Below are 14,272 nucleotides of genomic sequence, written 5' to 3'. Positions count from 1 at the left end.
ACTTCGCCAAAATCCCTAATATTTCTTTAAATACCTTTTGATTCTTGAACTAAACGGGTCACAACCCAAGATTTAGTACGTGAAATTGGCTTAGATTCAGCAATTTCAACGGTATCACCCATCTTGTATTGGCCAGCTTCGTCATGAGCATGGTACTTTTTGGACTGTCCAACATATTTGCCATAAAGCGCATGTTTTACTTGGCGCTCAACTAGCACAGTCACAGTTTTTTGCATTTTATCGCTAACGACACGACCCACAAGGGTGCGGCGCAAGGGTTTAGATAATTCTGTCATATCCCTTTTTCCTTATTTCTGTGCAGTTTTTTGAGTAATAAAAGTCTTCACGCGAGCAATTTCACGCTTAGTTTTACCCAATTGGCTGGTATTGGTGAGTTGCTGAGTACCCTTTTGCATACGGAGTTTGAAGCTAGTCTTCAAAAGCTCTGTTAATTCTGCGTTTAAGGCAACCAGATCTTTGGATGCTAATTCTGTCTTTTTCATAATCTCTATCCCGATCAACCTAGGTGGCGAATCACGAAAGTGGTTTGCAATGGCAGCTTAGCAGCAGCAAGCTTGAAAGCCTCGCGCGCCAAACCTTCATCTACGCCATCCATCTCGTACAAAATCTTGCCTGGTTGAATTTCTGCTACGTAGTACTCTGGATTACCTTTACCGTTACCCATACGCACTTCAGCTGGCTTTTGTGAAATTGGCTTGTCTGGGAAAATACGAATCCAGATACGACCACCACGCTTAATATGACGAGTCATTGCTCGACGTGCAGATTCAATCTGACGTGCAGTCAAACGACCACGGCCAATAGCCTTCAATCCAAAGTCACCAAAGGCAACTGAACTGCCGCGTGTTGCTACGCCAGTGTTACGTCCCTTTTGTTCCTTGCGATACTTACGACGCTTTGGTTGTAGCATGCTTACTCTCCTGACTTCTGCGCTTCAGCACTTGCGGCTTCAACGGCTTTCGGTGCACGCTTCACTGCTGGCTTAGTAGCAACTAATGGCTTGCTGTCAGCAGCTGGTTTGCGTGCGGTTGTTTTAGCTGGTGCGCGACGTGGCTTCTTCTCTTCAGCTGCTGGCTCTGCTGTTACTGCTACAGCATCAGCACCGCGACCTAAAGTATCGCCTTTGTATACCCAAACTTTTACACCGATGATGCCGTATGTTGTTTCCGCTTCTGAAGTTGCGTAATCAATATCAGCCTTCAATGTATGAAGTGGAACACGACCTTCACGGTACCATTCGCGACGTGCAATTTCAGCACCGTTCAAACGACCAGAGGACATGATCTTGATTCCTTGTGCACCAAGGCGCATTGCATTTTGCATTGCACGCTTCATTGCACGTCGGAACATGATGCGCTTCTCTAACTGCTGAGTAATAGAGTCGGCGATCAATTGAGCGTCCACTTCAGGCTTACGAATTTCTTCGATGTTCACATGGACAGGAACGCCCATACGCTTCTGGAGTTCTCGACGGAGAACTTCAATATCTTCACCCTTTTTACCGATCACAACGCCAGGGCGTGAACTATAAATAGTGATGCGTGCGTTCTTTGCAGGACGCTCAATAATGACTTTACTTACGGATGCATTCTTCAGCTTCTTCTTGAGATAGATGCGGACATCTACGTCCTCTTTAAGCATCTTCGCAAAATCAGTATTGTTTGCATACCACTTTGATGTCCAGTTCTTCGTTACCGAGAGTCGGAATCCGGTTGGGTTTATCTTTTGTCCCATATCTTCCCTTAGTTACTCAAGGTCACGGTGATGTGACATGTTTGTTTTTCGATTTGATTGCCGCGACCCTTAGCACGTGCTGTGAAGCGCTTCAAGGAAGTACCTTTATCAACAATAATTGTTGAAACCTTGAGCTCATCAATATCAGCACCCTTATTGTGTTCAGCGTTGGCCATTGCGGACTCAACAACTTTCTTCACAATGAAGGCAGCTTTCTTGGGGCTGAAATTCAAAATGTTCATAGCGCGAGCAATTGGCAAACCACGGATTTGGTCAGCGACCAAACGTGTCTTTTGCGCAGAAATGCGGGCGCCCTTGTGAATAGCTTTAACTTCCATCATCATCCCCTTACTTCTTCGTTACTTTCTTGTCAGCAGCGTGACCTTTGAAAGTACGGGTCAAGGCAAATTCGCCTAACTTATGACCCACCATGTTTTCTGATACATATACCGGAACGTGTTGACGACCGTTATGTACAGCAATCGTCAGACCAATAAAGTCTGGGAGGATTGTTGAACGGCGTGACCAAGTTTTGATCGGCTTTTTGTCTTTGTTGGCTTGTGCAACTTCAACTTTTTTTACTAAGCTGGCGTCGCAAAATGGGCCTTTTTTAGCTGAACGTGTCATATCTATTTATCCTTATCGCTTAACGTTTTTGACGACGTTGAACGATCATCGAAGTTGTACGCTTATTGCGACGTGTACGATAACCTTTGGTTGGTGTGCCCCATGGGGAGACAGGTACACGGCCTTCGCCAGTTCTACCTTCACCACCACCGTGTGGGTGATCTACTGGGTTCATTGCCACACCGCGAACGGTTGGGCGAATACCACGCCAGCGATTTGCACCAGCTTTACCGATAACGCGCAAGCTATGCTCTTCATTACCAACTTCACCAATAGTTGCACGGCAATCGATCAAAATACGACGTACTTCACCTGAGCGCAAGCGCACCTGAGCGTATACACCTTCACGAGCCAATAACACCGCAGAGCCGCCAGCAGAACGTGCGATTTGAGCACCTTTGCCTGGCAACATTTCTACACAGTGAATCGTGCTACCAACTGGAATGTTACGAATTGGCAAGTTATTACCAGACTTGATTGGGGCTTCAGAGCCACTCATCAATGCCTGACCAACAGTCATGCCTTTTGCTGCAAGAATATAACGACGCTCACCATCGGCAAACACGATCAATGCAATATTTGCACTGCGGTTTGGATCGTATTCCAAGCGTTCTACTTTTGCTGGAATACCATCTTTGTCATTGCGTTTGAAATCAACAACACGATAGTGATGCTTATGACCACCACCTTTATGACGAGTAGTGATGTGACCATTATTATTACGACCTGCTTTTTGGAACTGTGGCTCTACCAACGCTGCAAAAGGTTTACCTTTATGCAGGTCAGGATTGACCACCTTGACCATTGAACGACGACCCGGTGAGGTCGGTTTTGTCTTCATCAAAGGCATGATTAATTCGCCTCCGCTTCAAAGTTAATTTCTTGACCTGGCTTCAAGCTTACATAGGCCTTCTTAGTGTGGTCACGACGACCTTCAAAACGGCCGTAGCGCTTTGGCTTACCTTTTTGGTTCACGATCTGAACTGAGTCAACTTGCACTTTAAAGAGCAATTCAACTGCTTGCTTCACATCGCTCTTATTAGCGTCGCGTGTAACCTGAAATACCACTTGTTCGTTTTTCTCTGCAACCATAGTGGCTTTTTCAGAGATCACCGGTCCAAGCAGAACCTTCATCAAGCTGTGATCGTTTTTACGGACTTGGCTCATTTCAGCAACTCCTCAATTTTTGCGATCGCTGCTTTGCTTACCAATACTTTTTTGTATTGAACTAAAGCTAATGGATCAGCGTGCTGTGGCTCACATACAGCAACCTTATGCAAGTTGCGTGATGCCAAGTACAAATTCTCGCTAACCTGATCAACGATGATCAAGACTGAATCCAAGCCCATTGCTTTAACTTTGTCAGCTAAAACTTTAGTCTTTGGAGCATCGAGATTAAATTGGTCAACAACATTCAAACGACCTTCGCGAGCTAACTGAGACAAAATTGATCTCATACCAGCGCGGTACATTTTCTTGTTTACTTTTTGGCTGAAATTTTCTTCAGGTGAATTCGGGAATATACGACCACCTCCACGCCACAGCGGGGAAGAGCTCATACCAGCACGTGCACGACCAGTACCTTTTTGACGCCAAGGTTTTTTGGTTGTGTGCTTAACTTGCTCTCGGTCTTTTTGTGCACGGTTACCGCTACGTGCATTTGCTTGGTAGGCCACAACAACTTGGTGTACCAATGCTTCGTTATATTCGCGCTCGAATACTTCTGGTGAGGCTTGGATGCCAGCGCCTAAAGTTCCGTTGTCTTGGAGAAGCTTAAGTTCCATATTCGCTCTCCTTATTTCTTCTTCAACGGTGTCTTCACCGCTGGAGTAACAATAACTTTACCGCCTGGGGCACCTGGAATAGCGCCTTTAACCATGATGAGATTGCGTTCTGCATCAATGCGTGCGATGACTAAATTTTGTACAGTGCGTGTTTCGTCACCAAGGTGGCCTGTCATGCGCTTTCCTGGGAAAACACGACCTGGATCTTGCGCCATACCGATAGAACCTGGCACGTTATGTGAACGTGAGTTACCGTGTGACGCACGACCTGAAGCGAAGTGATGGCGCTTGATGGTACCGGCATAGCCTTTACCAATCGTTACACCTTGTACGTCCACTTTTTGGCCAGCAGCAAATGCAGTGTCAGCAGGAATGACTTGTCCTGGTGTCATTTCTGCGATTTTTACTGCATCTAAATGAAATTCGTTGAGACCGTTACCAGCCATCACACCCGCTTTAGCGAAGTGACCAGCCATTGCTTTGGTAACGCGAGTAGCTCTACGTGTGCCATGTGCCAACTGGATAGCATCATAGCCATCAGTTGCCTGGGTCTTGATTTGAGCGATTCTGTTGTCGCTCACGTCAATTACGGTGACAGGAATTGCTTCCCCTTCGTCCGTAAATAGACGGGTCATGCCGATCTTGCGACCGATTAAGCCTAAGCTCATATTCATGCTCCACGCCGACTTCGATTGGTCGGCAAAATTAATTTAAGTGATTTACAAGTAAAAGTACTTCTAAATCAATAACTTACAACGTTTTTAATGCTGATAAAACTGAGATTTTCGCCCAAATAATTGAGCGAAGCTTTAGATTCTATCCCGAAATACCGATCTTGACAAGCAAAAAGACCGGAAACAGCCAATTACTGCAACTTAATTTCGACGTCTACACCTGCTGGGAGGTCTAATTTCATCAAAGCATCTACAGTTTTCTCCGTAGGATCTACGATATCCATCAAACGGAGATGGGTGCGGATCTCTAATTGATCACGAGATGTCTTGTTCACGTGTGGTGAACGCAGAATGTCGAAGCGCTCGATACGTGTTGGCAAAGGTACTGGACCCTTAACAACAGCACCAGTGCGCTTAGCTGTATCAACGATTTCAGCTGCAGACTGGTCGATCAAACGGTAATCAAATGCTTTAAGACGAATACGAATTTTTTGGTTTTGCATATTAATTCCAAAGAGCGTTGTGGTGCTGCCACGTTATACATCTAAAGAGCTCGGTGACATCAGCAGCACTGATGTCACCGGTTAGCAAACCGCTAAATATTTATTACTAGTAAAACTTAAGCCAAAATCTTTGCAACCACGCCGGCGCCAACAGTACGGCCACCTTCACGGATCGCAAAACGTAAACCTTCTTCCATCGCAATCGGCGCGATGAGTTTGACGGTAATTGTGACGTTATCACCAGGCATCACCATTTCTTTATCTTTTGGCAACTCGATTGAACCAGTTACGTCCGTAGTACGGAAGTAAAACTGTGGACGATAGTTGTTAAAGAATGGAGTATGACGGCCACCTTCATCTTTACCCAAGATATAAACCTCGGCTGTAAAGTGAGTATGTGGGGTGATTGAACCTGGCTTAGCCAATACTTGGCCGCGCTCAACTTCTTCACGCTTTGTACCGCGTAACAAGATACCAACGTTATCGCCTGCTTGACCTTGATCGAGCAATTTGCGGAACATTTCAACACCAGTACAAGTTGTCTTGAGTGTTGGCTTGATGCCAATAATTTCAATCTCTTCGCCAACTTTAACAATACCGCGCTCAATACGGCCTGTTACAACAGTACCGCGACCGGAGATAGAGAACACGTCCTCTACTGGCATTAAGAACGCACCGTCAACAGCACGCTCTGGAGTCGGGATGTATGAGTCAAGTGCATCAGCTAACTTCATGATGGCTTCTTTACCCAATGGGCCTTCGTCGCCTTCAAGTGCTAACTTAGCAGAACCTTGAACGATTGGTGTGTCATCGCCTGGGAAGTCGTACTTAGATAAAAGCTCACGAACTTCCATTTCTACGAGCTCTAACAACTCAGCGTCATCTACCATGTCGCACTTGTTCAAGAAAACGATGATGTATGGAACACCCACTTGGCGTGCCAAGAGGATGTGCTCACGAGTTTGTGGCATTGGGCCGTCAGCTGCAGAGCAAACCAAAATTGCGCCGTCCATCTGAGCAGCACCAGTAATCATGTTCTTAACGTAGTCAGCATGTCCTGGGCAATCCACGTGTGCGTAGTGACGATTCGCTGTCTCATACTCAACGTGTGCTGTATTAATCGTAATACCACGTGCTTTTTCTTCGGGAGCAGCGTCGATCTGATCGTATGCTTTTGCTTCGCCACCGAATGCTTTAGAAAGCACGGTTGCAATTGCTGCTGTCAATGTGGTTTTACCGTGGTCAACGTGACCAATGGTGCCAACGTTTACGTGCGGTTTTGTCCGCTCAAACTTTTCTTTTGCCATTTTTTGTCTGCCTTCTTAGCTAGTCAATATTCAAAATAATGTGGATAAATTACTTCGCTTTAGCAGCCATCACTGCCTCAGCAACGTTCTTAGGTGCTTCGGAATAATGCTTAAATTCCATGGTGTAGGTAGCGCGACCTTGGGTCAACGAGCGCAAGCCAGTTGAATAACCAAACATCTCTGCCAATGGCACTTCAGCACGAACGATTTTGCCGCCCCCTGGAATGTCATCCATACCTTGCAAAATACCGCGACGTGATGAGAGGTCGCCCATTACGTTACCCATGAAATCTTCTGGTGTTTCAACTTCAACAGCCATCATTGGTTCAAGCAACACAGGTGCCGCTTTGCGCATACCGTCTTTAAATGCCATAGAACCCGCCATCTTAAATGCGTTTTCATTGGAATCAACGTCATGGTATGAACCGAAGAACAATGTTGCTTTGATATCTACAACTGGATAGCCAGCCAAAATACCGGAATTTAATGTTTCGATAATTCCTTTTTCTACCGCAGGGATGTATTCACGTGGAACGACACCACCCTTAATTGCGTCAACAAACTCAAAACCCTTACCTGGAGCTTGTGGCTCTAACTTCAATACCACATGACCGTATTGACCACGACCACCAGACTGTTTAACAAACTTGCCTTCAATCTCTTCGCAAACCTTACGAATAGTTTCGCGGTATGCAACTTGTGGCTTACCAACAGTTGCTTCAACACCAAATTCACGCTTCATACGGTCAACCAAAATTTCCAAGTGGAGCTCGCCCATACCGGAAATAATGGTTTGGCCTGACTCTTCATCTGTCTTCACGCGGAAAGATGGATCTTCTTGTGCCAAGCGATTCAAAGCAAGACCCATTTTTTCTTGGTCAGCTTTTGTCTTTGGCTCAACTGCTTGAGAAATCACTGGCTCTGGGAATACCATGCGTTCCAAAATAACGATGCTATCTGGATCACACAATGTTTCGCCAGTAGTTGCGTCTTTTAGACCAACTGCAGCCGCGATATCGCCAGCGAATACTTCTTTAATTTCTTCACGTTCGTTTGCATGCATTTGCAGCAAACGACCAACACGCTCTTTCTTACCCTTAATTGGGTTATAAATTGTGTCACCAGATTTCATTACGCCTGAGTAAACACGGAAGAAGATAAGCTGACCAACAAACGGGTCGGTCATGATCTTAAATGCGAGAGCTGAGAACTTAGCGCTATCAGAGGCTTCGCGTGTTGTTGGCGTGCCATCTTCCAATTCACATGGAACTGGTGGAACATCTAATGGTGAAGGCAACAATTCAACCACTGCATCCAACATCGCCTGAACACCTTTGTTTTTGAAAGCTGTTCCGCACAACATTGGAACGATTTCATTAGCAATAGTACGCTGACGCAATGCTGCTTTAATTTCTTCCTCGGTCAACGCTTCGCCGCCAAGGTATTTTTCCATCAACTCTTCTGAACTCTCTGCAGCAGCTTCGAGCATTTTCTCGCGCCACTCTTCTGCAGATGCTTGCAATTCAGCAGGAATATCTGCGTAGGTAAATTTAGTACCTTGTGATTCTTCATCCCAATAGATGGCTTTCATTTTCACCAAGTCCACAACGCCTTTGAAGTTTTCTTCAGCGCCGATTGGAATTTGGATCAAAATAGGATTTGCTTTGAGGCGCATCTTCATTTGGTCATAGACCTTGAAGAAATTCGCACCAGTACGGTCCATCTTGTTTACGAACGCTAAACGTGGAACTTGATACTTGTTAGCTTGACGCCAAACAGTTTCGGATTGGGGCTGCACACCACCTACCGCACAGTAAACCATGCAAGCGCCATCTAAAACGCGCATTGAGCGCTCAACTTCAATCGTGAAGTCTACGTGTCCTGGGGTATCAATAATATTGATGCGGTGCTCTGGGAAATTGCCAGCCATGCCCTTCCAGAACGTTGTAGTAGCAGCAGAGGTAATCGTGATACCACGCTCTTGCTCTTGCTCCATCCAATCCATGGTTGCAGCGCCATCATGTACTTCACCAATTTTGTGGTTAACACCGGTGTAGAACAAAACACGTTCGGTTGTTGTTGTCTTACCTGCGTCAATATGCGCAGAAATACCGATATTGCGGTATCTTTCGATAGGGGTTTTACGTGCCACTGTTGGTACCTTTTCTTTGCTGTGCGATTAGAAGCGGAAATGTGAGAAAGCTTTGTTAGCTTCTGCCATACGGTGAACTTCTTCACGCTTCTTCATTGCTCCGCCGCGACCTTCTGCAGCTTCTAATAATTCGTTGGCCAAACGTTGAGCCATGGATTTTTCACCGCGCTTTTTAGCGGCTTCGCGCACCCAGCGCATTGCCAAAGCGGAACGGCGTGATGGGCGAACTTCGACAGGAACCTGGTAGTTTGCGCCTCCGACACGACGGCTCTTCACCTCAACCATTGGCTTAACGTTGCCCATAGCTGTTGAGAAAACTTCGAGTGGTTCTTTATTTGCTTTTTTCTCGATGTGATCAAATGCACCGTAAACGATACGCTCTGCAACCGATTTCTTGCCGTCCAACATCAGGACGTTCATAAATTTTGCTACTTCTACATTGCCGAATTTTGGATCAGGCAGGATTTCCCGTTTGGGAACTTCACGACGACGTGGCATAACTACTCCTTCAGTTCAGTTAGGGGTGGCCCACATGGATCACCCGCTCCGGCTGTCCTACTATCCAGAGAAATCTCTGGACGGAACAGCCACTTACTTGTCTTTAAAGTCTGACAAACGAAGACTTACTGCAAATACTGTAAGTTGCTATTAAGCAGCTTTCTTAGCGCGCTTAGCACCGTACTTGGAACGTGATTGCTTGCGGTCTTTAACACCTTGCAAATCAAGTGAGCCACGAACGATGTGGTAACGAACGCCTGGCAAATCCTTCACACGACCACCACGAATCAACACAACTGAGTGTTCCTGGAGGTTATGGCCTTCACCACCAATGTATGAAATGACTTCAAAACCATTGGTTAAGCGAACTTTAGCTACTTTACGCAGCGCAGAGTTAGGCTTTTTAGGAGTGGTTGTATACACACGTGTACATACACCACGGCGCTGCGGGCTGTTTTGCAGCGCAGGGCTCTTGCTTTTAACGGTCAGCCGTGTTCTTGGCTTACGTAATAATTGATTAATTGTTGGCATAAAATAGCTCGGTTAGTACTTCTTTGTTGCTTTCTTCAAGAAAATCAATGACTTAGATAAATTCTAGGTCAAAAAGACCCTCTTCTGAATCAGTAGAACTCAGCATTCTAGCTTGGCCAGCCTTTTCCGTCAACCACATGGGGAAAAAACTGGCCATTTCTGGCCAGAATTACCAAATTAGCTCGGATCAGCCTCCCCAGCAGGAGCAATCACTTCAGCCTCTATTTCTACAGGCATATCAGCCATTGCTTCCTCTTCGGCGGCAATCATTTGAGCGCGATCACGCTCGAATTGCTCTCTGACCTTGCGTGCACGGCGGTAAGACAAGCCGGTACCAGCAGGGATCAGGCGACCAATAATGACGTTTTCCTTGAGGCCACGGAGTGTATCGGTCTTGCCCATAATTGCAGCTTCGGTCAACACACGGGTGGTTTCTTGGAAAGAAGCCGCTGAGATGAAGCTGTCTGTCGACAAGGACGCCTTAGTAATACCAAGCAACACGTTCTCGAACTGAGCTGGGCGCTTACCTTGTGCAATCACAGCATCGTTTGCGTCATACAACTTAGAACGCTCAACTTGCTCACCAGTGATGTAGGCAGTATCGCCACCATCAGTAATTTGCACACGACGCAACATTTGACGCACGATCACTTCAATATGCTTGTCATTAATCTTCACGCCCTGCAAACGGTAAACGTCTTGCACTTCATCCACGATGTAGATCGCCAACTCTTCAATACCTCTGAGTGTCAAGATGTCGTGTGGATCAGCAGGGCCTTCCACAATCATCTCGCCCTTGTTCACAACTTGACCGTCATGAACGAGAACTTGCTTCTCTTTAGGAATGAGGAATTCGTTAGCTTCGCCATCCATATCGGTAATCACTAAACGTTGCTTACCTTTGGTTTCTTTACCGAAGGAAACAGTTCCAGTTACTTTAGCCAATACAGCTGCATCTTTTGGTGAACGTGCTTCGAACAATTCAGCAACGCGAGGTAAACCACCGGTAATGTCGCGAGTCTTCTGTGATTCGATTGGAATACGCGCTAATACTTCACCAACTTCAACTTTTTGACCATCTTTAACAGTGATCAAGGCGCCAACTTGCAAGCCGATATTTACTGGGTGATCTGTACCGGCAATCATCACTTCACCGCCCTTATCATCAACTAAGTTGATCATTGGACGAACGCCTTTGCTTGCAGCACTTCGACGCTTGCCGTCAATCACTACCAAAGTGGAGAGTCCAGTTACTTCGTCAACCTGCTTAGCTACAGTAACACCTTCTTCAACGTTGTCAAAGCGAGCAATACCAGCGTACTCAGAAATAATTGGGCGTGTTAATGGATCCCATGTAGCTAAGCTTGCACCAGCCTTAACTGCTGCATCCTCTTTAAACAAGAGAGTTGCACCGTAAGGTACCTTATGACGCTCGCGCTCGCGACCATTCTCATCAACGATCACGGCTTCGCCTGAACGTGAAATCACGATCTGCTCGCCCTTCGCATTCTTCACAACACGCATCGTGCCGGAGAACTTCAAGGCGCCATTAGACTTGGCTTCAATATTGCTTGCAACCAATGCGCGTGACGCTGCGCCACCAATGTGGAAAGTACGCATAGTCAACTGTGTGCCTGGCTCACCGATGGACTGAGCAGCGATAACACCAACCGCCTCACCAACGTTTACCAAACCACCGCGGCCTAGATCACGTCCGTAGCACTTAGCACACAAACCAAAGCGAGTTAAACATGACAACACTGTGCGAACTTTAACTTCGTCAATACCCAAGGCAACGATTTGATCTACATGATCTTCATCGAGCAAAGTGTCATTGGAAACGATGACTTCTTGTGTATCCGGATGAACGATATCACCGATACATACACGACCCAAAATACGATCGCGCAATGCTTCGATAATTTCGCCACCCTCAACAAGCGCCTTCATGGTTACGCCGGAAGTTGCACCGCAATCATCTTCGATTACAACGAGGTCTTGGGTTACATCGCACAAACGACGAGTCAAGTATCCTGAGTTCGCTGTTTTCAATGCGGTATCAGCCAAACCTTTACGAGCACCGTGAGTTGAGATGAAGTACTGCAACACGTTCAAACCTTCACGGAAGTTCGCAGTAATTGGGGTTTCAATGATGGAGCCATCGGGCTTGGCCATCAAACCACGCATACCAGCCAACTGACGAATCTGCGCTGCAGATCCACGCGCACCAGAATCCGCCATCATGTAGATGGAGTTAAAGGATTCTTGACGCACAGTCTTACCGTTACGGTCGAGTACGTCAACGTGTGACAACTCATCCATCATCGCCTTACCAACTTGATCACCAGCAGCACCCCAAATATCAACCACGTTGTTATAACGCTCTTGATTGGTTACGAGACCAGACATGAACTGCTTGTCATACTCCTTAACCTTCGTAGAAGCCTCGCTGATGATGCGCTCTTTAGAGCTTGGAATCAGCATATCGTCGATCGCAACCGAGATACCAGCGTTAGTCGCTAAGCGGAAACCAGACTGCAAGAGGCGGTCAGCAAAAATAACTGTTTCACGAAGACCGCACTTACGGAATGAAGTGTTAATCAAACGTGAGATTTCTTTTTTCTTCAGAGGCTTATTGATTTCCTCGAAAGACATGCCCTTAGGCAAAATTTCTGACAAGATTGCACGGCCAACTGAAGTTTGATAGATCTTGGTCTTCTCAGCAAAACGGGCATCACCCTCTGCCTTCTTATCCACAATCTCAAACTCAGTAATACGAACAGCAACGCGTGAAGCTAATTCAACCTGGCCAGCTTCGTATGCACGAATGACTTCAGTGATATTAGCGAAGACCATGCCTTCGCCCTTACCATTGATTTTGTCACGTGTAGCGTAGTAGAGACCCAACACCACGTCCTGTGAAGGAACGATTGATGGTTCGCCGTTAGCTGGGAACAATACGTTGTTCGAAGCCAACATCAATGTACGTGCTTCCATTTGTGCTTCGAGCGACAAAGGAACGTGAACCGCCATTTGGTCACCGTCAAAGTCGGCGTTAAATGCTGCGCAGACTAATGGATGCAATTGGATTGCTTTACCTTCAATCAGCATTGGCTCGAAAGCCTGAATACCGAGACGGTGCAATGTAGGCGCACGGTTCAACATGATTGGATGCTCACGAATCACTTCTTCGAGAATGTCCCAAACGATTGGAGTCTGACTTTCAACTTCTTTCTTTGCAGCCTTAATAGTGGTTGCAATACCCAAAGTCTCAAGCTTGTTGAAAATAAATGGCTTGAACAATTCTAAGGCCATCAATTTTGGTAAGCCGCACTGATGCAATTTCAATGTAGGGCCAACCACGATGACTGAACGACCTGAGTAGTCAACACGTTTACCCAACAAGTTTTGACGGAAACGACCGCTCTTACCTTTGATCATCTCAGCCAAGGACTTGAGAGGACGCTTGTTAGCGCCAGTCATAGCCTTACCACGACGACCGTTGTCGAGTAATGAGTCAACCGCTTCTTGCAACATGCGTTTTTCGTTACGAACGATGATCTCTGGTGCGCGCAACTCTAACAAACGCTTTAAACGGTTATTACGGTTGATCACACGACGATAGAGGTCGTTCAAATCGGAGGTAGCAAAGCGACCGCCATCCAATGGCACCAATGGGCGCAATTCAGGTGGCAATACTGGCAATACTTCCATAATCATCCAGTCAGGCTTGATACCTGAAGTCTGGAACGCCTCGAGCACTTTTAAGCGCTTAGCGTATTTCTTGATCTTGGCATCGCTACCAGTAGCTTTCAAGTCAGCACGAATGGTCTCGACTTCACGATCGATATCAATCGAACGCAAGAGATCACGAATACCTTCAGCGCCCATGATGGCAGTAAACGCACCGTCACCATACTCTTCAGTCTTGGCAATGTACTCGTCCTCAGACATGATCTGACCGCGCTTCATTGCGCCTTCAGGAGTCATGCCAGGATCAACAACTACATATGCTTCAAAGTAAAGAACGCGCTCGATATCACGCAATGTCATATCGAGAACCATGCCCAAACGGGATGGCAATGACTTTAAGAACCAGATGTGTGCTACAGGAGCTGCCAACTCAATGTGGCCCATGCGCTCACGACGTACCTTAGCGAGAGTAACTTCTACACCGCACTTCTCACAAATAACGCCACGGAACTTTAAACGCTTGTACTTACCGCATAAGCACTCGTAGTCTTTGGTTGGGCCAAAAATCTTGGCGCAGAACAAACCATCACGCTCGGGCTTAAAAGTCCGGTAGTTGATAGTTTCTGGTTTGCGTACTTCACCAAAAGACCATGAGCGAATTTTCTCAGGAGATGCAAGGCCAATCTTGATGACATCAAACTGCTCATCACCCTGCGTTTGCTTAAATAAATCGAGCAATGCTTTCATA

Annotated in this window: 16 protein-coding genes; all 16 read right to left on the bottom strand. The window is 46.4% G+C overall.

The window, feature by feature from the left end; translation table 11 throughout:
• Positions 1-26 precede the first annotated feature (26 nt).
• The 16 genes from rpsQ to rpoC all read right to left on the bottom strand — a co-directional run bounded on the left by rpsQ (position 27) and on the right by rpoC (position 14,271).
• Positions 27-296, bottom strand: coding sequence for a 30S ribosomal protein S17 (rpsQ, locus tag ICN43_RS01595; protein ID WP_076024550.1), 270 nt, complete (start codon positions 294-296; stop codon positions 27-29).
• A 12-nt stretch (positions 297-308) separates the two neighbouring features.
• The gene (gene rpmC / locus ICN43_RS01590) at positions 309-503 is read right to left on the bottom strand and encodes a 50S ribosomal protein L29 (RefSeq protein WP_015420239.1); all 195 of its coding nucleotides are present in this window, start codon (positions 501-503) and stop codon (positions 309-311) included.
• Between the two features lie 14 nt (positions 504-517).
• Positions 518-931, bottom strand: coding sequence for a 50S ribosomal protein L16 (gene rplP, locus ICN43_RS01585; protein WP_015420238.1), 414 nt, complete (start codon positions 929-931; stop codon positions 518-520).
• A 2-nt stretch (positions 932-933) separates the two neighbouring features.
• Complete coding sequence (gene rpsC / locus ICN43_RS01580) at positions 934-1,755, bottom strand: 30S ribosomal protein S3 (protein ID WP_216196896.1); 822 nt, start codon at positions 1,753-1,755, stop codon at positions 934-936.
• A gap of 8 nt (positions 1,756-1,763) precedes the next feature.
• On the bottom strand, positions 1,764-2,096 hold the full coding sequence (rplV, locus tag ICN43_RS01575) for a 50S ribosomal protein L22 (protein WP_215300499.1): 333 nt from the start codon (positions 2,094-2,096) through the stop codon (positions 1,764-1,766).
• A gap of 7 nt (positions 2,097-2,103) precedes the next feature.
• On the bottom strand, positions 2,104-2,382 hold the full coding sequence (rpsS, locus tag ICN43_RS01570; RefSeq protein WP_011901904.1) for a 30S ribosomal protein S19: 279 nt from the start codon (positions 2,380-2,382) through the stop codon (positions 2,104-2,106).
• Positions 2,383-2,401: 19 nt separating this feature from the next.
• Positions 2,402-3,232: a 50S ribosomal protein L2 gene (rplB, locus tag ICN43_RS01565; RefSeq protein ID WP_015420235.1), complete on the bottom strand. Its 831-nt coding sequence runs from the start codon at positions 3,230-3,232 to the stop codon at positions 2,402-2,404.
• 2 nt (positions 3,233-3,234) lie between these two features.
• On the bottom strand, positions 3,235-3,549 hold the full coding sequence (rplW, locus tag ICN43_RS01560; protein ID WP_076024545.1) for a 50S ribosomal protein L23: 315 nt from the start codon (positions 3,547-3,549) through the stop codon (positions 3,235-3,237).
• Positions 3,546-4,166: a 50S ribosomal protein L4 gene (gene rplD / locus ICN43_RS01555; protein WP_215326126.1), complete on the bottom strand. Its 621-nt coding sequence runs from the start codon at positions 4,164-4,166 to the stop codon at positions 3,546-3,548. Before rplD ends, rplW begins: the two co-directional genes overlap by 4 nt.
• A gap of 11 nt (positions 4,167-4,177) precedes the next feature.
• Positions 4,178-4,834, bottom strand: coding sequence for a 50S ribosomal protein L3 (gene rplC / locus ICN43_RS01550; RefSeq protein ID WP_216199814.1), 657 nt, complete (start codon positions 4,832-4,834; stop codon positions 4,178-4,180).
• 197 nt (positions 4,835-5,031) lie between these two features.
• Positions 5,032-5,343 (bottom strand): 30S ribosomal protein S10, encoded by a 312-nt coding sequence (gene rpsJ, locus ICN43_RS01545; protein ID WP_011901899.1) that lies wholly within the window; start codon positions 5,341-5,343, stop codon positions 5,032-5,034.
• A gap of 116 nt (positions 5,344-5,459) precedes the next feature.
• Complete coding sequence (tuf, locus tag ICN43_RS01540) at positions 5,460-6,650, bottom strand: elongation factor Tu (RefSeq protein WP_216196890.1); 1,191 nt, start codon at positions 6,648-6,650, stop codon at positions 5,460-5,462.
• A 49-nt stretch (positions 6,651-6,699) separates the two neighbouring features.
• The gene (fusA, locus tag ICN43_RS01535) at positions 6,700-8,802 is read right to left on the bottom strand and encodes an elongation factor G (protein WP_216196895.1); all 2,103 of its coding nucleotides are present in this window, start codon (positions 8,800-8,802) and stop codon (positions 6,700-6,702) included.
• 27 nt (positions 8,803-8,829) lie between these two features.
• A complete protein-coding gene (gene rpsG / locus ICN43_RS01530) occupies positions 8,830-9,300 on the bottom strand; it encodes a 30S ribosomal protein S7 (protein WP_015420229.1) in 471 nt (156 codons plus the stop codon).
• A 150-nt stretch (positions 9,301-9,450) separates the two neighbouring features.
• Complete coding sequence (gene rpsL, locus ICN43_RS01525) at positions 9,451-9,831, bottom strand: 30S ribosomal protein S12 (RefSeq protein WP_041484791.1); 381 nt, start codon at positions 9,829-9,831, stop codon at positions 9,451-9,453.
• A gap of 177 nt (positions 9,832-10,008) precedes the next feature.
• Positions 10,009-14,271: a DNA-directed RNA polymerase subunit beta' gene (rpoC, locus tag ICN43_RS01520; RefSeq protein ID WP_216196894.1), complete on the bottom strand. Its 4,263-nt coding sequence runs from the start codon at positions 14,269-14,271 to the stop codon at positions 10,009-10,011.
• Between the last annotated feature and the right edge of the window lies 1 nt (position 14,272).

The organism is Polynucleobacter sp. UK-Mo-2m-Kol15 (assembly GCF_018881505.1).
Lineage (GTDB): Bacteria > Pseudomonadota > Gammaproteobacteria > Burkholderiales > Burkholderiaceae > Polynucleobacter.
This window is presented reverse-complemented; position numbering and strand designations above follow the sequence as displayed.

Excerpts from the sequence above, each read along its gene's own strand:
- rplC (WP_216199814.1), bottom strand. The coding sequence starts at position 4,834 with ATGAGCTTAGGCTTAATCGGTCGCAAGATCGGCATGACCCGTCTATTT.
- rplV (WP_215300499.1), bottom strand. The coding sequence starts at position 2,096 with ATGATGGAAGTTAAAGCTATTCACAAGGGCGCCCGCATTTCTGCGCAA.
- rpmC (WP_015420239.1), bottom strand. The coding sequence starts at position 503 with ATGAAAAAGACAGAATTAGCATCCAAAGATCTGGTTGCCTTAAACGCA.
- rpsL (WP_041484791.1), bottom strand. The coding sequence starts at position 9,831 with ATGCCAACAATTAATCAATTATTACGTAAGCCAAGAACACGGCTGACC.
- rplB (WP_015420235.1), bottom strand. The coding sequence starts at position 3,232 with ATGCCTTTGATGAAGACAAAACCGACCTCACCGGGTCGTCGTTCAATG.
- rpsG (WP_015420229.1), bottom strand. The coding sequence starts at position 9,300 with ATGCCACGTCGTCGTGAAGTTCCCAAACGGGAAATCCTGCCTGATCCA.
- rpsC (WP_216196896.1), bottom strand. The coding sequence starts at position 1,755 with ATGGGACAAAAGATAAACCCAACCGGATTCCGACTCTCGGTAACGAAG.
- rpoC (WP_216196894.1), bottom strand. The coding sequence starts at position 14,271 with ATGAAAGCATTGCTCGATTTATTTAAGCAAACGCAGGGTGATGAGCAG.
- rplD (WP_215326126.1), bottom strand. The coding sequence starts at position 4,166 with ATGGAACTTAAGCTTCTCCAAGACAACGGAACTTTAGGCGCTGGCATC.
- rpsJ (WP_011901899.1), bottom strand. The coding sequence starts at position 5,343 with ATGCAAAACCAAAAAATTCGTATTCGTCTTAAAGCATTTGATTACCGT.
- rpsS (WP_011901904.1), bottom strand. The coding sequence starts at position 2,382 with ATGACACGTTCAGCTAAAAAAGGCCCATTTTGCGACGCCAGCTTAGTA.
- rplW (WP_076024545.1), bottom strand. The coding sequence starts at position 3,549 with ATGAGCCAAGTCCGTAAAAACGATCACAGCTTGATGAAGGTTCTGCTT.
- rpsQ (WP_076024550.1), bottom strand. The coding sequence starts at position 296 with ATGACAGAATTATCTAAACCCTTGCGCCGCACCCTTGTGGGTCGTGTC.
- tuf (WP_216196890.1), bottom strand. The coding sequence starts at position 6,650 with ATGGCAAAAGAAAAGTTTGAGCGGACAAAACCGCACGTAAACGTTGGC.
- rplP (WP_015420238.1), bottom strand. The coding sequence starts at position 931 with ATGCTACAACCAAAGCGTCGTAAGTATCGCAAGGAACAAAAGGGACGT.